The sequence below is a fragment of the Cupriavidus sp. 10L45 genome (assembly GCF_056395225.1).
The window spans coordinates 96,886-115,982 of the sequence record NZ_JBFTJC010000014.1; the positions used below are offsets into that span (position 1 = coordinate 96,886).

Annotated in this window: 21 protein-coding genes and 1 tRNA gene; 2 read left to right on the top strand and 20 right to left on the bottom strand. The window is 60.6% G+C overall.

Translation table 11 applies throughout. The features are described 5' to 3' along the window. Nucleotides 1-722: 722 nt before the first annotated feature. The 11 genes from AC1DFU_RS22990 to petA all read right to left on the bottom strand — a co-directional run bounded on the left by AC1DFU_RS22990 (nt 723) and on the right by petA (nt 11,193). On the bottom strand, nt 723-2,585 hold the full coding sequence (locus AC1DFU_RS22990) for a DUF3987 domain-containing protein (protein WP_477159794.1): 1,863 nt from the start codon (nt 2,583-2,585) through the stop codon (nt 723-725). Nucleotides 2,586-2,613: 28 nt separating this feature from the next. Continuing rightward, the gene (locus tag AC1DFU_RS22995; protein ID WP_477159793.1) at nt 2,614-3,846 is read right to left on the bottom strand and encodes a hypothetical protein; all 1,233 of its coding nucleotides are present in this window, start codon (nt 3,844-3,846) and stop codon (nt 2,614-2,616) included. A gap of 13 nt (nt 3,847-3,859) precedes the next feature. Then, nucleotides 3,860-4,174 (bottom strand): helix-turn-helix transcriptional regulator, encoded by a 315-nt coding sequence (locus AC1DFU_RS23000; RefSeq protein WP_477159792.1) that lies wholly within the window; start codon nt 4,172-4,174, stop codon nt 3,860-3,862. 477 nt (nt 4,175-4,651) lie between these two features. Next, nucleotides 4,652-5,377: a hypothetical protein gene (locus AC1DFU_RS23005; protein ID WP_477159791.1), complete on the bottom strand. Its 726-nt coding sequence runs from the start codon at nt 5,375-5,377 to the stop codon at nt 4,652-4,654. A 99-nt stretch (nt 5,378-5,476) separates the two neighbouring features. Continuing rightward, entirely contained in the window at nt 5,477-6,694 is a 1,218-nt protein-coding gene (locus AC1DFU_RS23010; protein ID WP_477159790.1) for a tyrosine-type recombinase/integrase, read from the bottom strand. 196 nt (nt 6,695-6,890) lie between these two features. Next, nucleotides 6,891-6,966: transfer RNA gene (locus AC1DFU_RS23015), tRNA-Thr, on the bottom strand. A gap of 50 nt (nt 6,967-7,016) precedes the next feature. Beyond that, nucleotides 7,017-7,505: a ClpXP protease specificity-enhancing factor gene (locus AC1DFU_RS23020; RefSeq protein WP_092299231.1), complete on the bottom strand. Its 489-nt coding sequence runs from the start codon at nt 7,503-7,505 to the stop codon at nt 7,017-7,019. A gap of 27 nt (nt 7,506-7,532) precedes the next feature. After that, nucleotides 7,533-8,144: a glutathione S-transferase N-terminal domain-containing protein gene (locus AC1DFU_RS23025; RefSeq protein WP_008643086.1), complete on the bottom strand. Its 612-nt coding sequence runs from the start codon at nt 8,142-8,144 to the stop codon at nt 7,533-7,535. Nucleotides 8,145-8,388: 244 nt separating this feature from the next. Next, entirely contained in the window at nt 8,389-9,132 is a 744-nt protein-coding gene (locus AC1DFU_RS23030) for a cytochrome c1 (RefSeq protein WP_441593412.1), read from the bottom strand. Between the two features lie 37 nt (nt 9,133-9,169). After that, entirely contained in the window at nt 9,170-10,573 is a 1,404-nt protein-coding gene (locus tag AC1DFU_RS23035) for a cytochrome b (protein WP_441593413.1), read from the bottom strand. 2 nt (nt 10,574-10,575) lie between these two features. Further along, entirely contained in the window at nt 10,576-11,193 is a 618-nt protein-coding gene (gene petA, locus AC1DFU_RS23040; RefSeq protein WP_441593414.1) for a ubiquinol-cytochrome c reductase iron-sulfur subunit, read from the bottom strand. Between the two features lie 218 nt (nt 11,194-11,411). Here petA and mscL point away from each other — a divergent pair, with 218 nt between their 5' ends. Further along, nucleotides 11,412-11,846: a large conductance mechanosensitive channel protein MscL gene (mscL, locus tag AC1DFU_RS23045; RefSeq protein ID WP_092299243.1), complete on the top strand. Its 435-nt coding sequence runs from the start codon at nt 11,412-11,414 to the stop codon at nt 11,844-11,846. Between the two features lie 25 nt (nt 11,847-11,871). On the opposite strand, the gene AC1DFU_RS23050 is transcribed toward mscL, so the two are convergent. Further along, nucleotides 11,872-12,618 carry a Nif3-like dinuclear metal center hexameric protein gene (locus AC1DFU_RS23050; protein ID WP_092299246.1) on the bottom strand — a complete coding sequence of 249 codons (747 nt, stop codon included), beginning with the start codon at nt 12,616-12,618 and terminating at the stop codon, nt 11,872-11,874. A gap of 20 nt (nt 12,619-12,638) precedes the next feature. Between AC1DFU_RS23050 and AC1DFU_RS23055 the strand changes: the two genes are divergently transcribed. Next, the gene (locus tag AC1DFU_RS23055) at nt 12,639-13,832 is read left to right on the top strand and encodes a Do family serine endopeptidase (RefSeq protein WP_092299249.1); all 1,194 of its coding nucleotides are present in this window, start codon (nt 12,639-12,641) and stop codon (nt 13,830-13,832) included. Nucleotides 13,833-14,186: 354 nt separating this feature from the next. Here the strand turns inward: AC1DFU_RS23055 and AC1DFU_RS23060 are convergent, their stop codons facing one another. From AC1DFU_RS23060 to hisI, 8 genes are all read right to left on the bottom strand, one after another. Beyond that, nucleotides 14,187-15,329, bottom strand: a complete 1,143-nt coding sequence (locus AC1DFU_RS23060; RefSeq protein ID WP_255370939.1) for a porin — start codon at nt 15,327-15,329, stop codon at nt 14,187-14,189. A gap of 254 nt (nt 15,330-15,583) precedes the next feature. Further along, nucleotides 15,584-16,372 carry a twin-arginine translocase subunit TatC gene (gene tatC / locus AC1DFU_RS23065; protein WP_092299256.1) on the bottom strand — a complete coding sequence of 263 codons (789 nt, stop codon included), beginning with the start codon at nt 16,370-16,372 and terminating at the stop codon, nt 15,584-15,586. Between the two features lie 94 nt (nt 16,373-16,466). Next, nucleotides 16,467-16,982: a Sec-independent protein translocase protein TatB gene (gene tatB / locus AC1DFU_RS23070; RefSeq protein ID WP_092299259.1), complete on the bottom strand. Its 516-nt coding sequence runs from the start codon at nt 16,980-16,982 to the stop codon at nt 16,467-16,469. A 77-nt stretch (nt 16,983-17,059) separates the two neighbouring features. Beyond that, the gene (gene tatA, locus AC1DFU_RS23075) at nt 17,060-17,296 is read right to left on the bottom strand and encodes a Sec-independent protein translocase subunit TatA (protein WP_092299262.1); all 237 of its coding nucleotides are present in this window, start codon (nt 17,294-17,296) and stop codon (nt 17,060-17,062) included. Between the two features lie 152 nt (nt 17,297-17,448). Then, nucleotides 17,449-17,805 carry a histidine triad nucleotide-binding protein gene (locus AC1DFU_RS23080; protein WP_441593415.1) on the bottom strand — a complete coding sequence of 119 codons (357 nt, stop codon included), beginning with the start codon at nt 17,803-17,805 and terminating at the stop codon, nt 17,449-17,451. 36 nt (nt 17,806-17,841) lie between these two features. Beyond that, nucleotides 17,842-18,234, bottom strand: coding sequence for a DUF4870 family protein (locus tag AC1DFU_RS23085; RefSeq protein ID WP_092299268.1), 393 nt, complete (start codon nt 18,232-18,234; stop codon nt 17,842-17,844). Nucleotides 18,235-18,306: 72 nt separating this feature from the next. Beyond that, nucleotides 18,307-18,693, bottom strand: a complete 387-nt coding sequence (locus tag AC1DFU_RS23090) for a phosphoribosyl-ATP diphosphatase (RefSeq protein ID WP_092299271.1) — start codon at nt 18,691-18,693, stop codon at nt 18,307-18,309. A 2-nt stretch (nt 18,694-18,695) separates the two neighbouring features. Continuing rightward, nucleotides 18,696-19,097, bottom strand: coding sequence for a phosphoribosyl-AMP cyclohydrolase (gene hisI / locus AC1DFU_RS23095; RefSeq protein ID WP_092299274.1), 402 nt, complete (start codon nt 19,095-19,097; stop codon nt 18,696-18,698).

Consider the following 19,097-nt stretch of genomic DNA (forward strand, 5'->3'; position numbering starts at 1 on the left):
TGCCTTTAATCAACAAAGACTACCACACGAGAAAAATATATTTGTCAATAAAGACTATCTTAATATAGAGAGAATTTTAGATGGTGCACGTAATCGCACGGACACACATAGCACTCAATGCATTTTCCACATGCATCATTATTAATTCCCAGAGTTCAGGCATGGAATTTTTGAGTTCGAGGGAAATACCAGATTACCGAGTTGTCCGGATGACGCATGACCGGAACATATTTACGTACGCAGTTGAGGTGATGCACCGGCCAAAGTAATTGACGAACTACACATTGAAATATCCCCGAGTTCCATTGCTCAACCTGCGCGATTACCTACCCATTCTTGCGGTTGAACTTGATGGTTAGACTTTACGTCCGGATGCGACCGTGGACCGTCGGCCACATCGCAAAAATAAAAAACCGCCAATCAGAGTCGGGCCGTCATGACTTCACGGAACGCCCGCAGAAGCACGCCTAGATTGTGCGAACGCCATCAGCAAGTGGATATGGTTATCCCCACTACATGGCTACAACTGCTACCGTAGCAACGGTAGCGAACGTAGCAGGCAAGATTTATCTTCCCTTGTTAAGCAATCCAGGGGGGCGCTGAGGGTTGGAGGAAGGTGAGGTGGGACGATCGAGCGGTGATGTACAGCTGAGGATGGGATGACGGAAAAAAGCGCGTCCGATCATCTCGGAACGCGCCGTTGATTTTGATAACGCCGAAATTCAGCCCCGTCTTAATTGAATTGACATATCCACGGAACCCAAACCCGCCTCTTCTGCACTTTCCTGAAAATGCTGCTTGATTGCGCGAATTTCTGGCGTATCAAGTTCCATCACATTGCGCGGCACCTGTGGCACAAACTCGGCAGGCTCTTCTGCCACTGGCGACGAAAAATTATTATTAAAAGCTTCCGACGTGCAGTTCTGGGGAACATCGAACTGAGATGCAATGGGCGTTCGTGTCATGTCAAAGATTGAACTCGCCCCGGGTGCCATGTGATTCTGCCCATTAAACTGCGCCCCCGACCACCCCCGCTGCATGCACGACGGAGCAATATAGCCAAGATTTACGCCCTGCAAGATCGGTTGCGAATGGAAATGCGGCTGATGAAAATGATTGGCCATATGCGCCGGATAAAAAATAATACGCCCTCCTCTTTTCCCGTTTCGCCTTGCGATCTCCCCTCGAAACAAAAGCCGACTAATAGCGGCACTCAATAGTTGAGGGTTGCTCCGAATAGGCGAATAGTTATTGAGATCGCGTTCCGAATATCGCCCAGGCGTGAGCTTCGAGTATTTCCATGGATTCGCGTACGCGTCCTGAAGCCACTCCAGCAGCTTTTGCGTGGCCTCACTTTGCTTTTGTTGCTGCGACGGCGCAAAGCGCGTAAACATCCGGATGAACTCGTCCACATACCACTCACACAGCACGATCGCGCGCGCCATCGCTTCCGGCGACACATCGCCCGGCTGCCCGTTGAAGTAGTGAAACAGTGCAGCCAGACGCGCGGCGTGCTCGCCGAGCTTCCGGAAAAACGACTTGATGTTGTCGGAATCCGGGCCACAGATCAGATGGTTGTTGACCGCCTCCGTGAACAGCTTCCAGTAGTAGCGGGCGCCTTCTGATAATTGCAGGTTCTGGCGCTCCTGCGGTGCTGGAACGGCTTGAGCCAAGATGTCAGCGACACGTGTGTTGAACTGGTCGAGCTTCGGTTCCGGTGCATCTTCAACAAGGGTTTTCCGCCCCGGACTGTCGAAGCTCACTGGAAAAGCCGGCAGAAAGCGCGCCAGCAGCCCCGTGCCGAACGCTTCGTCGCCACGATTCTTCATATACGCCAGGAAACGGTCCTCCTGGAGCACGACGGAGACGGTCAACCGTGGACTCGTAGGCCGGCGGTTGCCACTGACCAGCGCCACTGGTCGGTCCTCGCCGCTCCAGTAGCCACTCAGCAAGGAAGGCATGCTGAACGTCGGCCCGTTCATCACAGGGCCGGCTTCCGGCGACAGGATGCCGACGGCACTATGAGCGACCAGCATGTCTCGCAGCCCCTGCGGCGACAAGTCAGCAAAGCGCAACTCACGCTGCGAAGGCGGCACCGGCTTGCTCTTTTCATGCAGAAGGCGCTGCTCCTGAATGACGCGTGAGGCCTCCGTGCCCGGGCTCGCGTCAAGATATGCCTTTGACAGCCGACGCTCATCGTCACGCCAGATCTTCGCTCTTGCTTGGAAGTCCGGCACGCTGTCCGCCGCCGTTTCCTTCAGCTTGAGTTCGAGCGCGGTGACGGCGCGTAGAAATCGCTGCTCGACCAGCGATTTACCGCCGCTTGAATTGCTGACGGCAAGCAGGAAGAGCGCACACGGCGCCGGAGGAAAGTTCGGGCACTGTACATTGACGAAGTGCTGACCGACGAGGGAAACGGTCGCCAGTGCAGCGTGAGCGGCGAGTTGCACCGGAACGTTGAGATTCGTGCTCACCTCCACCACCGCGTCGCCGATCAGCGACGGCAGCACATGCGCCGGGTAGACGCCCTGCGAGGCAGACCGCTCGTAGCCGTACTGACCATTCTCATGTTTGACTATCGGCACGCCGCGCCCTCCCGTTGAATGACTGTCTTCATGCTTGCACCTGGTCCTGCGCCGTACCGAAGCGGGCGAAATACAGGCGGTTTAGGTTGCCCGCTTTCGGCTGTCCACAACGCAGAAACTTGCGGATTGCCTCCTGTGTGGGCTTCAAATGTCCGGCCACGACCGCGTCGCGGATCTTGTCGAGCAGGAGATTGTCTTCAGACACGACAAGGTTGCTCTCGCCAGACGCTTCACTCACGGGGCCAACCGTCAACGCGACAGGCGGGTATAAGCTGATCCGCTCTTGGTTGTCGGAAACAGTGATGCCGTCGATCGGCGCGACTGCTTCCGGCTCCCGCGCAACCGTTTCCTGGTCGGATACGACCGTTGCACGAGTCTCGACACGACGCAATGCGACCGACGCCATCAGCCAGCCAATGATGGCCGCGCCTTCGAGCACGACTGCGCACGCGAACGCCACAAGCAGTTCAAGGCTACCTTCGGTCGTCCCCAGCCAAGACGCGACCTGCGAGGCGACCGGATCAGCGCGCAGCTTCGCACGCAATGCGTCGTTGTGATCGGCTTGATCTTCCAGTCGGTCTTCCTTGGCTTCGCGACGCTTTGCCTCGTCGGCCTCGGTCCTGAGTGCGACCAGCTGGGCCGCGAGGATCGTCTGACGGGCCTTGAGGCTCGGACAGTCGCCCATGCAACGACGCGCATCGGCACGCGCCAGGTCAGCGCTGACCTGCGCGACGTCTCGCGCAATGTCAGTGAGCGTGCGGCCAGGCAGGCGCACCGGACTTGCTGGCGTGACGACGACCGGAACCAGCACCTCCGCGCGCTTCTCGCCCGCGTGCCGCTGCGACACCATGAAGAACGTGAGCTGGGCGTAGAGCACAACAACCAGTGCGGTGCCCCAGAGTACACACGCGCAGACGCGCGCAGGTATCCGCAGGCTGCGCCAGCCGAAGGGCAGCAGGTGCACGTAGAGTACGGCCACCGCACCGAGCGCGATGTTCATCGCGCGTTCGACAGGCAGGCCACCGCGCAGCCAGCCGGCGTAGATCGCGATGCCGAGCGAGACTGCCGTCGCGGCCGTCGCCCCCAGCACGGCAAGCACGCGCAGTGCGCAGAGCAAGTGGATCATCTCGTGCATACGCGCATTGAGACGGAAGAGCTGAGGGGCATGCTCGGGCAACTCGGCCTGTGGAAATGCGCCGCCGATTGCTCGCGCAATCGGGTATGTGGGCGTGCGGTCCAACATCGATGGGGAAATGTTCATCTTTCCCTCCCACTTACGCCACTGCGTGCGAACTAGCGCGCATGGCAATCCACGCGTCGAGTTGTTGCTCGATCACCCCGGTAGTACGGACTGACAGCGACACCTTTTTCGGAAACGTCGGGTCGCTCTTCATCAGTGCGTACAGGGTCGAACGCGAAAGCCCGGTGCGGTCGATCACATCTTTGATGCGCAGTACGCGAGCGCCGCGCAGAATGCTGCTGCCATCGGAAGCTGCCTCATCTTGCGCCTGGCTCGCTGGCCCCACTCTAGGTTGGCCGATCTTCGACGCTAGCGGAGAAGCGGCGTCCATCTGGGTTTTGTTGTGCATGGTTACTCCTCGTTGAACACTGCGAATTTGCAGTCCCCGCATCATTGAGGAGCGAGCAAAAATCCACGATGCCTAGCGCCTGTAAAAAAATGCTGGCGTCGTGCAGACGATCGATGGTGACTGGCAACGACGCAAGTCCGGCGTTATGCAATTGACGGAGGCGATGCTGGGGAGCGGCTAGTGGTAGGAATAACGTGAGAGTTCGGCCGGCGCCCGCTGAACGAGTACGGACGCACCCAGCGCTACGGCCAAAGACCATCCGGGCGCATGATTGGCCCAAAAAAACGGGTGGTAAGAGGTGGTGGGAGGTCTGGTTCTTACGGAACGCCGGAGGAAGAGCCCGCAGTGCTATGGGGGCTGCAAGGCAGACGCAGCGCAGCTGCGCTTGTTGTGACGACCGTGCTGGGCTCGCGATCATGTCAAGCCGCATGGCTGCCCAGGGAGGATCACGTCATGTACAACTCGACTATGCTGCAATCATTTCCCTGAGGACTGCATTTTGAAACCGCCTGCTTGCTGGACTTCAGGGTCACCGTTCAACCAGACGTAAAGCAGCGCGTGGACATCGATCTCTTCGCCTCGCATTCTAATCATGTCTTTGACCTTTGGAACCACAGCATCAATGGCGGCCTTGGTAGACGTCCAACCACCCGGGGGGCGATCATTTTTTAGACGATCAATACAAGCGTCTCGAGCAGCCTGCTGTTTGTTTGCCTCCTTGGCGATTCCACCCTTTTTCCCGCTCCGCCCCTTCTCCTCCGCTGGCTTTGCTCCCAGGTAATACCCTTGAGCCCGCCCCTCATAAGAGCTGGCGCGCGACCAATGCCACCATGCTTTTTCCGTCAAGCCAGACTTGAGTGCTGCCGTTGCCTTCAACAACTCCCTGCAAAAGAGCACCATACTGCGTCGAAACACGCGGTCCTTATCCTTGAGAAGTTCAGGCTCAAGAGGGAAGGTATCAACCAGTTCCGCAAACGTCCCGCCTTCCGCATCGAGGTCTTCCTCCGCCCATTGCTGTACGCCGCGACAAGGAAGCGCTTCAACCTGGGCCACCCGATCCAGATACGCCTGAAGGCCGACAACATCAGAATCAAAATACTCGCGCAGCAACCGATATCCGTTATCGATCTCCGCAGCGATATCGCGCTCCTGTTCGATGTTTGAATCATCCGGCAAGTTGTATTGCCAGTCCAAATCGTCCATATTTCCTCGATACTGCTTGTCATTTCGTGAAAACGGTCGGCCGTCCGTAAGTCATGGCGATCGGCGCAGCAACTGCACACCACCTTGCTCCACGGCCCCTCAGGCCGCCTCGCCGACAAGCTGCACGACATCAACTCCGGCCTTTAGCTTGTCGAGATAGTCTGCCCACTTCTGCATCATTGCCCGCCGCTCCTTGATGAACTTCGTACGGTTATAGGCCTTGCCGAGCGTGTCGGGCACGGCATGTGCAAGCTGATGCTCGATCACTTCGGGCTTGTGCTCCAATTCTTCGTGCAGGATCGTTCTCGCCATCGCCCGAAATCCATGGCCGGTAATTTCGGTTCGGGTGTCGTAGCCCAAGCGCCGCAGAGCAGCATTGATCGCGGCATCGCTCATCGGGCGCTGAGCCGAGCGAGCCCCCGGAAAGACATAACGCCCGTTGCCGGTGAGTGCCTGAAGCTCTCGCAGAATCTGAACGGCTTGGGTTGCGAGAGGAACCAGATGGTCAGTGTTGGTCTTCGTGACAAGATATCGCCACTCGCCCTTATCAAGATCGAACTGAGTCCACTCGGCCTTGCGCAGCTCGCCGGGTCGAGTAAACAACATGGGTGCAAGCTTGAGCGCGCACAGGACAGGAAACGTACCGGAAAACCCGTCGAATGCCCGAAGCATGGCGCCGACCTTCGCCGGCTCAGTAATCGAAGCGAAGTGCGTCGTCTGGGCCGGTGGGATGGCATTGACTAAATCACGAGCCGGATCAAACTTACAGTAGCCTTCCTTGATTCCGTAGCGGAATGCGCGACTGATCTCACCACGAACCTTGTGAGCCGTGAAACGGGCACCTCGACTGTCGATCCGCTTAAGGACCGTCAGAACTTCAGGCGCATCGATTTCCGCTACTGGTCGCTTGCCGATCCATGGAAAAACATCCTTCTCAAAGCGAGCCTTGGTCTTCACCATCGACCCAGCCGTCACGTACGGCTTGAGCTCATCCATCCAGCCAAGCGCAACTGCCTCGAAGGAATTGGTCGCTGCCAGACGAACGGCCCGCTTTTCGGCTTTCTTCGATTCACCGGGATCGACCCCAGCCGCGAGCTTCTTTCGGGCGTCATCACGCCTCTCCCGGGCAGCAGCCAACGGCACGTCTGGATACACGCCCAAGGCCAGCCGCTTCTCCTTGCCCAAAAAGCGGTATTTGAGCCGCCAGTATTTCCCGCCAGATGGTGAAACCTCAAGATACATACCGCCTCCATCAGCAAGGCGGTAGGGTTTTTCACGGGGAGCGGCTTTGCGGATCGCGACGTCGGTCAACGGCATAAGGCACCTACCTTACAGCGCCAGGGGGCACTTTTCCCGGGGGCATTTACCAGACTGAAGAAATTCCCCCGAAGGTGCCCCCACATGCCCCCGGATTCAGGCGGGCACCGTTGGACAACATCGGAACAAAAAAACCCGCGAAGCCTTATGCTATCACGGGTTTCTGGATTTCCGAGGACAACCTCGGATAGGTAATTGGTGCCGGCTGCAGGACTCGAACCCGCCACCTGATGATTACAAATCAACTGCTCTACCTGATGAGCTAAGCCGGCATTTTGTTGCAGACCGCGATTCTACTGCATGCGACCCACTTTGACGATGGCTACTTCACCACCTTCAGCGACGGCTTCTTGCCTCCGATTCGCGGTACCGGGGGCGGAGTCGGATCGTCGTCCGTGCCGCCCTGTTCGGCCGTGACCGGCGTGTCTGCATCCACCGGTGCCAGCTTCGGCGGGGGATTGTTTTCACGCTCGGTGGCGGCCTGCGTCTCGGGGATGCTGCGCTCCACCGGGAACGCCATGCCCTGGCCATTTTCCCGCGCGTAGATCGCCAGCACGTTTTCCACGGGCACGTCGATCTTGCGGGAAACACCACCAAAGCGCGCGCTGAATCCGATCCACTCGTTACCCATGTCCAGCCCGCTCGTCGCGTCGAAACTCACGTTCAGCACGATCTCGTTGTTCTTCACGAATTCGCGCGGCACGTTCGTATTCCCGTCGACAAACACGGCGATATACGGCGTAAAACCGTTATCCGTGCACCACTCGTAAATGGCGCGGATCAGGTAAGGCTTGGTGGATGTTTCAGACATTACGCTTCCGGTGGCGTCGATACCGTCTTAACGACGCATGACCTTTTCAGACGGGGTCAGCGCCTCGATGTACGCCGGGCGGCTGAAGATCCGTTCCGCATACTTGAGTAGCGGCGCGGCGTTCTTCGAGAGCTCGATCCCGTAGTGATCCAGGCGCCACAGCAGCGGCGCGATGGCGACGTCGAGCATCGAAAATTCTTCACCGAGCATGTACTTGTTCTTCACGAAGATCGGTGCGAGCTGGGTCAGGCGGTCGCGAATCGCGGCGCGGGCGCGCTCGTGATTCTTCTCGGCGGCCTTGCCCTTCTCGTTCTCGAGCACGTACACGTGGGTGAACAGTTCCTTCTCGAAATTGAAGAGGAACAGACGGGCGCGTGCACGCTGCACCGGGTCGGCCGGCATCAGCTGCGGGTGCGGGAAGCGCTCGTCGATATACTCGTTGATGATGTTCGATTCGTACAGGATCAGGTCACGTTCGACGAGAATCGGCACCTGGCCGTACGGGTTCATCACCGAAATGTCTTCCGGCTTGTTGAACAGATCAACGTCGCGAATTTCAAAATCCATGCCCTTTTCGAACAGGACAAGGCGGCAACGTTGGGAAAACGGGCAAGTCGTACCCGAATACAACACCATCATGGTTGAATTCCTTGGGTGTAAAGTCGCCGGATGCAGTGCATGACGGCGAACTTGGCAGCGCTAGATCGGACAGGGCAAACATTCTGTCAGAACGCCCCATCGAAAAGCAAATAAGTTACAAATAGAGAAAGAGACGCTTGAGCCACCTAGACTGCCGATCCGCAACGGAAAAGGGCCGGCGCGGTGCTGCAACAGTGCAACTTCCGCGCCGGCCCTGCCGGCAGCCGCTGACGGCTGTTACAACTTACTTCACGTCCTTCCAGAAAGCCGCGTTCAGGCGCCAGGCAAAGACCGTGAACACGCCGAGGAACAGCAGCACCCAGACGCCCAGACGCTTGCGGTGGCTCTGCGCCGGTTCGGCCATCCAGTTCAGGTAGTTCACGATATCGGCCGCGGCCTGGTCATATTCCTGCGTGCTCAGCTTGCCCGGCGTGACCTGCTCGAAGCCCGCGAACTTGTGCACCTTCTGGCCGTGTTCTTCCACTTCGGCGAACTTGGCCGTGCGCTGGCCCTGCAGCTCCCACAGCACGTGCGGCATGCCGACGGCCGGGAAGACGAGGTTGTTCCAGCCCGTGGCGCGCGTGTCGTCGCGGTAGAAGGTACGCAGGTAGGTGTACAGCCAGTCGTTGCCGCGGGCGCGGGCGATGACCGACAGGTCCGGCGGCGTGGCGCCGAAGAACGTCTTGGCGTCCTTCGGTGGCATCGCGATCGTCATGGTCTCGCCCACCTTGTCGGCCGTGAAGAGCAGGTTCTGACGGATCTGGTCATCCGTCAGCGCCAAGTCCCTGAGCCGGTTGTAGCGCATCATCGACGCGCCATGGCAGTTCAGGCAGTAGTTGACGAACAGCTTGGCACCGCGCTGCAGCGACGACACGTCGCTGGTGTCGAGCGGCGCCGGCTCCAGGGGGTAGCCCCCCTCGGAAGCCATCGCGGGCATGGCCGCGAAGCACGCGCCGACCAGTGCGAAGATCGAAAGCAACTTTTTCATCTTGTGTCCTTGTCCTCTTTTGGGGGTCGCGCGGCGCTTAGTGCGGATGGAACGTGACACGCTCCGGCACCGGCTTGAACTCGCCGGAACGGCTCCACAGCGGCATGGTCAGGAAGAAGGCGAAGTACAGCAGCGTACCGAGCTGCGACACCTTCTCACCCACCGGCGACGGCGGTTGCACGCCCAGGTAGCCGAGGACCAGGAACACCACCACGAAGACAATCAGAATTGTCTTATGGAAGGCGGGACGATAGCGGATGGACTTGACCGGCGAGCAGTCGAGCCAGGGCATGAAGAACAGCACGACCACGGAGCCGCCCATCACCAGCACGCCCCAGAACTTGGCTTCGATGAAGTAGAAGCCTGCCGCCAGGATCACGAGGATCGCCACCGAGCCGATCTTCACGCGCACATCCTTGCTGCGCAGGACCACCAGGCCCAGCACGATGGCGAAGAACAGCCACAGCACCGGCAGGAAGTTCGACGTCGTAGCGCGCAGCATCGAATAGAACGGGGTGAAGTACCAGACCGGCGCGATGTGCGGCGGCGTCTTCAGCGGATCGGCCGGGAAGAAGTTGTTGGCTTCGAGGAAATAGCCGCCCACTTCCGGGAAGAAGAAGATCACCGCCGAGAAGAAGAACAGGAAGCCGCCCACGCCCAGCAGGTCATGCACCGAGTAGTACGGGTGGAACGGAATGCCATCCAGCGGGATGCCGTTCTCGTCCTTCTTCGCCTTGATCTCCACGCCGTCCGGGTTGTTCGAGCCCACTTCGTGCAGCGCGATGATGTGCGCCACGACCAGGCCGAGCAGCACCAGCGGCACCGCGATCACGTGGAACGAGAAGAAGCGGTTCAGCGTGGCATCGCTCACCACGTAGTCGCCGCGGATGAACAGCGACAGGTCCTGGCCGATCACCGGGATCGCCGAAAACAGGTTCACGATCACCTGCGCGCCCCAGTACGACATCTGGCCCCAGGGCAGCAGGTAGCCCATGAACGCCTCGGCCATCAGGCACAGGAAGATCAGGCAGCCGAAGATCCAGACCAGCTCGCGCGGCTTGCGGTACGAACCGTACAGCAGCCCGCGGAACATGTGCAGGTAGACCACGACGAAGAACGCCGAGGCGCCGGTGGAGTGCATGTAGCGCACCAGCCAGCCCCACGGCACCTCGCGCATGATGTACTCCACGCTGGCAAAGGCCACCGGAATGCCAGCCGCGTTGAGCGTGCCGTCCGGCTTGTAGTTCATCACCAGGAAGATGCCGGTGACGATCTGGATCACGAGGACCAGCAGCGCCAGCGAGCCGAAGAAGTACCAGAAGTTGAAGTTCTTCGGCGCGTAGTACTTGGAGAGATGATCTTCCCAGAGCTGGGTGGCAGGGAAACGGGCGTCGATCCAGCCCAGCAGCCCGGTGGTCTTGACTTCTTTTTCGGCCGCCATGATCAGGCTTCTCCTTTCTCGTCCTTGCCGATCACGATCTTGGTGTCGGACAGGAACTGGTACGGGGGGACGTCAAGGTTCTGCGGGGCCGGCTTGTTCTTGAACACGCGGCCCGCCAGGTCGAACGTCGAGCCGTGGCAAGGGCAGAGGAAGCCGGGATCGGCGCCGAGCTGGGGGTTGGCGCCAGACACGAACGGACCGGACGGCGAGCAGCCAAGGTGGGAACAAATGCCGACGACCACCAGCAGGTCCTTGTGCTCGGCACGGGAGCGGGTTTCGTTTTTGGCGTACTCCGGCGTCTCCATCGTGAATGGCACAGCGGACTTGGGATCAGCCACCTCGCTATCGGTTTTCTGGAGCGAGGCCAGCATTTCAGGGGTGCGACGAAGAATCCAGACCGGCTTGCCACGCCATTCCACGGTCATCATCTCGCCGGGCTTGAGGCCACCGACATCGGCCTCGACAGGTGCCCCGGCGGCTTTGGCCTTCTCCGACGGTGCAAAGGTACTGACAAAGGGCACTGCTACTGCTACGCCTCCTACGCCGCCCGCGACAGATGTCGCGATCAACCAATTGCGGCGACCTTTGTCCACGTTCTTCACGTTTTGCTGGTCACTCATTCCAAACCCCAGGGGATGTCATCAATTAGATCTTGCGTCAACCAAAAATTATACCTGAGGCACATCCCTCGACGATAGGCGAACTACCGATAGCCGACTGGTCGATAATCGGTCATGGCAGCGCGAATCCCGCCCGCGGGCTTGCGCTCAGGGGTGCGATGATGCAGTCTGTGTCAAACGCAAACGTTAATCTGAAACAACAAAGCGGAGAATAACCAATGAGCATGATCAGCGAATTCCGTACTTTTGCGATGCGCGGCAACGTGATTGATCTCGCCGTCGGCGTGATCATCGGCGCAGCTTTCGGCAAGATCGTGGATTCCGTCGTCAACGACCTGATCATGCCAGTGATCGGCCGCATCATCGGCAAACTGGACTTCTCGAACATGTTCGTCGTGCTTGCGGACCCGCCTCCCGGCGTGCCGCATACCCTCGATGCACTGAAGAAGGCCGGCGTGCCGGTCTTCGCTTACGGCAACTTTCTCACCATCGTGGTGAACTTCGTCATCCTCGCCTTCATCATCTTCTTGATGGTCCGCGCCTTCAACCGGATGGCCGCGAAGCACGAGGAGCCGGCCACGCCGGCCGCCACGCCCGAGGATATCGTGCTGCTGCGCGAGATCCGCGACAGCCTGAAGACGCCGCGCGCCTGACCGCGCGCCACGCCCGGAGCCCGGCTCAGACCGGGTTCGGAATATCGATGAAGGTATGGCGCAGCCCGAAACGCTGCGCCAGATGCTCGCCCACCGCGCGGATGCCGTAGCGTTCCGTGGCGTGATGACCGGCGGCCAGGTAGGCCACGCCGCTCTCGCGCGCGAGGTGGGTGGTCTGCTCCGACACCTCTCCGCTCAGGTACACATCGACGCCAGCCGCTACGGCTGCGTCGAAATAGCCCTGCGCACCGCCCGTGCACCAGCCCACCTTGCGAATCATCTGATCGGGGTCGCCAATCGCCAGCGGCTCGCGCTGGAGCACCGCACCGACATGCGCGGCCAACGCGTGCAGCGGCATCGGCTGCGGCAGTGTACCGGTCCAACCCAGTTGATCGTCGCTGAAACGGCCGTTCGGCATGAAGCCGAGCTGCAGGCCAAGCTGCGCATTGTTGCCCAGCTCGGGATGGTTATCGAGCGGCAGGTGGAAAGCCATCAGGTTGACGTCGGCGCCAAGCAGCCGTTTCAGGCGCGCATGCTTCTGGCCGATGACCCGGGCATCCTCGTTTTTCCAGAAATAGCCGTGATGGACCAGGATGGCGTCGGCGCCGGCCTCGATCGCCGCTTCGACGAGGGCCAGGCTGGCCGTCACGCCGGTGACGACGTGGGTGACCTCCGATCTACCTTGCACTTGGAGGCCGTTCGGGCAATAGTCCTTGAAACGGGAAACTTCCAGTAGATCGTTCAAGTACAATTCAAGCTCTTTTGTTTTCATTTTCTGCTCAAAACTCCAATATGTTGCGCCGATTCTGGCTGTTTTTCGCCCAGGCTGTCACCGTGGTGCTGGCCGTGTGGTTCGTCGTGGCCACGCTGAAACCCGAGTGGCTGCAGCGCGGGCGGGTGGCCGTGCAATCAGGCTCACCAATCGTGGCACTGAAGGAAGTGGTGCCGAGTGTGACGGGTTCCGCGGCCGAGGGCTCTTATAGTGACGCGGCGCGCCAGGCCATGCCTGCGGTGGTGAATATCTTCACGAGCAAGAACGGCTCGCGGCGGTCGCCCAATCCACAAACCGAGGATCCTTGGTTCCGGTTCTTCTTTGGCGACCGGCTGCCGGAGCGCCAGGAACCGGTGTCCAGCCTGGGCTCGGGCGTAATCGTCAGCGCCGAGGGTTATATTCTAACCAACCACCACGTGGTGGACGGCGCCGACGAAATCGAGATCGCCCTGACCGATGGGCGCAAGGCCAACGCCAAGGTCGTGGGTTCCGACCCGGAAACCGACCTGGCCGTGCTCAAGGTCACGCTCAAGGACCTGCCGGCGATCACGCTGGGCCGGATCGAGAATGTGAAGGTCGGCGACGTGGTGCTGGCCATCGGCAATCCGTTCGGGGTCGGCCAGACTGTGACGATGGGTATCGTCTCGGCGCTGGGCCGCAGCCACCTGGGCATCAACACGTTCGAGAACTTCATCCAGACCGACGCGGCGATCAACCCCGGCAACTCGGGCGGTGCGCTGGTTGACGCACAGGGCAACCTGCTCGGGATCAACACGGCGATCTACTCGCGCTCGGGTGGCTCGCTGGGGATTGGCTTCGCGATTCCTGTCTCGACGGCCAAGCAAGTGATGGAATCGATCATCTCCTCCGGCACGGTCACGCGCGGCTGGATCGGCGTGGAGCCGCAGGACCTGACACCCGAGATCGCCGAGTCGTTTGGGCTCGATGCCAAGGATGGCGCGCTGATTGCCGCCGTAGTCCAGGGCGGACCGGCGGACAAGGCTGGCGTGAAGCCGGGCGATGTGCTGGTGTCGGTCGATAACCAGGTGATCTCCGATACCACCGCGCTGCTCAATGCGATTGCGCAGCTCAAACCGGGCGCCGAGGCCAAGATGAAGGTGATCCGGCGTGGCAAGCCGGCCGAGGTCACGGTGACCATCGGCAAGCGCCCTCCCCCGCCACGGCGCGCAATGCCGCTGGATGAGGAAGAGTAGGACTGGCTGGAAGGTCGATCGGAAGCTGAAGGACCAGGTAGCCTGAATGTAAAAACCCCCGCCGGGTAGCCGGCGGGGGTTTTTTGTTGGGGCGTGTGGGTCGATGGTCGATTGTCGAGATCGGGCGCCGAGGGCACCTCCGGCTGACCGCTGCAAGCCACGAGCAGGCCGTGCAGCGCGCGTCGCACAGCTCCCAGGTAGGGGGCCTTACGGGGCATGCCGATCAAGCCAGGGCACCTGGCATGCCATCAACCACCACCCCATCCCACACCACAAAACAAAACGCCGACATCCTTTCGGATGTCGGCGTTTTGAATCAAGCCGAATCTGATGCGGGCTTACACCCGCGTCAAATTAGAACTTGTGACGCACACCAACCACAGCGCCGAACTGGTTAGCCGAGCCGTTGGTCGTGCCGAAGCCCGAACCAGCAGCGCCCGAGCTACCCAGACCGAGGGTCGAGCCGTCCTTGTTCTTCGTGTAGGCCACGTTCAGGTAAGCGTCAGTGCGCTTCGAGAAGGCGTAGTCAGCCGAAGCCACGAAGCTCCACGGATCAGCACCCGACGAACGGAAGTCTTGGTAGTAAGCGGCGCCCGTCAGCGACAGAGCCGGGGTCAGCTGGTAACCCATGCCCAGCCAGTACAGGTTCGACACGTTGGCGTCGACCGTACCGTTTGCCAGCGTACCGCCCGGCAGACGAGCGTTCGACAGGGCGTGCGCGTAGCGGTAGCCAGCGAACACCTTAGCCGGACCGAAAGCGTACGTACCAGCCAGCGAAGCGCGTTGGATCTTGGCGCGCGTCGTGTCGATGCCCACACCCGTCGGGTTGCCCAGGTTGGTTTCGTCGAACACAGCACCGATCGAGAACGGGCCGCCTGCGTAGATCAGGCTTGCGCTGTACTCACGGCCGGTCTTGTACGAGCCCGGAACTTCGCCAGCAACGCCGGTGTAGGCGTTAGCCGTACCAACCGTGTTGGCGCCCGTGCTGTACAGCAGCGAGGCGGTCAGGCCACCGAACTTGCCGATGTACTTCAGCGAGTTGTCGGCGCGGCTGCTGAAACCAGCGTCTTGCGACGTGATCGAGTAGTTCGTCGAGATGGCCATCGGGTCGAAGGCCAGACCGAAGTCATAGAACGGGGTCTGGTGACGGCCCAGCGACAGCGTGCCGTAGTTGCTTTGCAGACCAACGAACGCTTGACGACCGAACAGACGGCCACCTTGGCCCGACGTACCGGTGTCAACGTTGAAACCGCTTTCCAGAACGAACACGCCCTTCAGGCCGCCGCCCAGATCTTCCACGCCACGCAGGCCCCAACGGCTGCCGGACATGTTGCCCGAGGTCAGGCGCACAACGTCGTGGCTACCAGCCACGTTCGGCTGGTGGTTCTGGTACTCGATACCAGCGTCAACCACACCGTACAGGGTTACGCTCGATTGGGCATACGCGCCACCGGCGGCCATGGCGGCAACGGCAGCTGCAAACAGTTTCATCTTCATATCGACACTTTCCTTGTCAACTGATTGGGAAATCTTGGTTGCCCAAGTGCTTGGGCGACGCATTAACCTTCACGTCTGCGTCGTATTATGTGACACCCCCCCTCCCCGCCAGAAGACTTTTTCGCCGTAAACACGGTTTACCAACGTGGTTTGTTGTCATCAAGCAACAACAAATGCAGCATTTTTCCCCATGTTGGTGCAAAACCGCCCATTCGGACGTGGCAGAAACATCTCCGTTACAAGTACCGGGGAACTCAGTCGGCGGGGTTTTCGCCCGGCGCGGGCGTACCAAGCGGCTGCTTGGTCACAAATCGGGCGAGCAACAGGCCCAATTCGTATAGCGCGATCAGCGGCACGGCGAGCAGCAACTGCGACATCACATCGGGCGGCGTCACCACGGCGGCGACGATGAAGGCCCCGACGATCACATACGGGCGGATCTGCTTCAGTTTCTCGAGTTCCACCACACCAAATCGCACGAGGACGATGACCACCACGGGCACCTCGAAGGTAATACCGAACGCCAGGAACGTCGTCATGGCGAAACTCAGGTATTTATCGATGTCCGTGGACATGTCCGCACCCAATGGCGCGTTGTAATGCGCCATGAAATGGAACACGGTGGGAAACACGAGGAAATAGGCAAACGCCACGCCGCACAGGAACAGCAGGTAGCTGCTGCTCACCAGCGGCATGATCAGTTTCTTCTCATGCTGATACAGGCCCGGCGCCACGAACTGCCAGACCTGGTAGAGCACCCACGGCAGCGCGATCAGGAACGCCACGAGCATCGTCACCTTCATCGGTACGAAGAACGAGCCGGTGACATCGGTCACGATCATCCTGCCGCCCTTCGGCAGCGATTCCATCAGCGGCGCGGAGAACAGGTTGAAGATCTGCGGCGCCCAGTAGATCAGGCTGAGGAAGACGATGATGACCCCCGCCACCGCCTTGACCAACCGCTCGCGCAGCTCGATCAGGTGGGAGATGAAGGTTTCCTGCTGGGTTTCGTCGTTGGGGTCTTGGGAGGGGGAGTCGCTCATGGCGTAGCCGCTTCAGCCGTGCTGGCTGGCATCGTAGTTATCGTGGCGGCCGCCGCCAGCCTGCACGGCGGCGGGACGGCGCTGCACGGCATGGTTACTCGAAGAACGAGCGGGAGCGTCCGGTGGGCGGGCGATGCCGCTTCACGCGCGCGGCGCCTGACTGCACCCACACGCGCATGTTCTGCTGGCGCTTGAACCAGATCGGCCGCGCGCCCTGCTTGACGCGCCAGCTCTTGCGTCCGTTGTGCGACTTGTGCGCGGCGTCCCAGCTCGGCACGTAGCCGCCACCCACGCCGGGGCTGCCGGTGTCGGAAGCCGCTGTGTCGGTGCCGCCCAGGGCTTCGTTCAGCGCCTGGGACTGCTCGTTCACTTCCTTGTGGATCGTGCGCTCGACATCGCGCGCGGCGTCTTCGAACTCCGTGCGCATCTTGCGCAGTTCGTCCAACTCCACCTCGCGGCTGACTTCCGCCTTCACATCATTGATATAGCGCTGCGCGCGCCCGACGAGCGCGCCCACTGTGCGTGCCACCTTGGGCAGCCGTTCGGGACCGATCACGATGAGCGCCACGGCGCCTATCAGTGCCAGCTTGGAAATGCCGAGATCGATCATGCGGACATGGAGCCAGGGACACGAGAGGGGCGGGCCGACGCGAACGCGGCCGCCATGAGGAATTCAGGCAATTCGGCTTACTGCTGACGCGACTTGTCCTTCGCTTCCACGTCGATCGTGGTGGTATCGCGCAGTTCCTTGGCCGGGGCACCCGGCTCCTCGGCCGCGTTGCCATTGCCGTCCTTCATGCCATCCTTGAAGCCCTTGACCGCGCCACCCAGGTCGGTGCCGATATTGCGCAGCTTCTTGGTGCCGAACACGAGCATGACGATGACCAGCACGATCAGCCAGTGCCAAATGCTAAACGAACCCATTTCTTGCTCCTGATGAAGCCGCGGGCGATGGAGATTGGCCGCCCGGCCCCGTAGTTCCGTCCCTCAAAGGCCGCGTCGGGCGACGGTTGCCGACGCAGCACGTGGCCGGGACGCGAGTCCCGGTCCGCTGATACCCTGGCTGCCCCGATTGCTCAGGGCGCCGGTGCCTTCCACTGTTCGCGCGGGCCGGCGAGCACGTGGACATGAAGGTGGTAGACCTCCTGCCCGCCGTCCGGACCGGTGTTGATCACCGTCCGGAAGCCGTTATCGCAGCCGGCTTGGCGCGCCAGTTCAGGCACCTTGAGCATTATTCTAGCAAGCACATCCCCATCGCCGGGTCCGCAATCCGCCAGCGAATCGACGTGAGTCTTCGGAATTAGCAGGAAGTGTACCGGCGCTTTGGGATGGATGTCGTGAAACGCGAGCAGTTCGTTGTCTTCGTACAGCTTGTTCGACGGGATCTGCCCGGCCACGATCTTGCAGAAAATGCAATTGTCCTGAGATTTCATGACGTTTTTGTTGCGTGATGTCGGATCGTCGCGTTCTCAGAACTGCTGGTCCGGATACATGGGCTTGCGATCGTTCAGATACAGCCAACCCTTGACGATACGATACAGCATCCATAGTGACAACACGCACCACATCACCCAGGCTACCGGCGCCAGCAAAATCGTGAAGAACAGGACCCAGCTCAGCGCGAACCAGAGGATCGACCACCAGAACGTGCGGATCTGCCAGGCGAAGTGCGAGGCATACAGCGTGCCGCGCGTATCGTCGCGCTTCACGTAGTTCACCACGATCGCGATCAGCGCCGTGATCCCGCCCGTCAGCCAAAAAATGGCGTAGAGCGCATACAGGATATGCGTGAGCTTGCGCAGGCTGCTCAGCCTGTCGTCCTCAGCCGTGGTCGTGACTTGCGTGGTGGTGTCAGTCGCCATCGTGCCCTCCAGCGTCCGTTGCGTGCATTGCGCGCGGCGCGGGACGATTCCCGCGCCCACATGCGCATTATGCTACGCCTTGCGGCTCGCCTTCTCGGCCAGGCCGGAAAGTCCCTCGCGCCGCGCCAGTTCGCCCACCACGTCCGCCGGGCTCAGCCCGAAGCGGGACAGCAGCACCATGGTGTGGAACCACAGGTCGGCCACCTCGTAGACCACCTTGCCGGTGGCCTCGGCGCTCAGGCCGGCGGCGCGCGCGTCCTTGGCGGCCATCACGGTCTCGGTCGCTTCCTCGCCAATCTTCTTCAGGATGGCGTCGTCGCCCTTCTGGAACAGCTTGGCCACGTAGGATTTGTCCGGATCGCCGCCGTTCTCGGGCTTGCGGGACTCGAGCGTGGCGGCCACGCGCGCCAGCACGTCGGCCAGATCTGCCGGGACGGCGGGGTTCGGGGTGTCGCTCATGGTTATTTGGCGTAGATGGTGGAGGGGTCCTTGAGCACCGGCTCCACGGTCTGCCAGTCGCCCGACTCCACATCGCCCTCGAATTTCTGGAAGAAGCACGAGTGACGGCCGGTGTGGCAGGCGATGCTGTCCACCTGCGTCACCTTCAGGAGCACCACGTCCTCGTCGCAATCCAGACGCATCTCATGGACCTTCTGCACGTGGCCCGATTCCTCGCCCTTGTGCCAGAGCCGCTTGCGCGAGCGCGACCAGAACACGGCCTCGCCCAGCTCCACGGTGCGCTGGAGCGCCTCGCGGTTCATGAACGCGAACATCAGCACATCGTTCGAGCCGACTTCCTGGACGATCACCGGCACCAGGCCGTTGTCGTCCCACTTCACCTTGTTCAGCCACTTCTTCGCCAT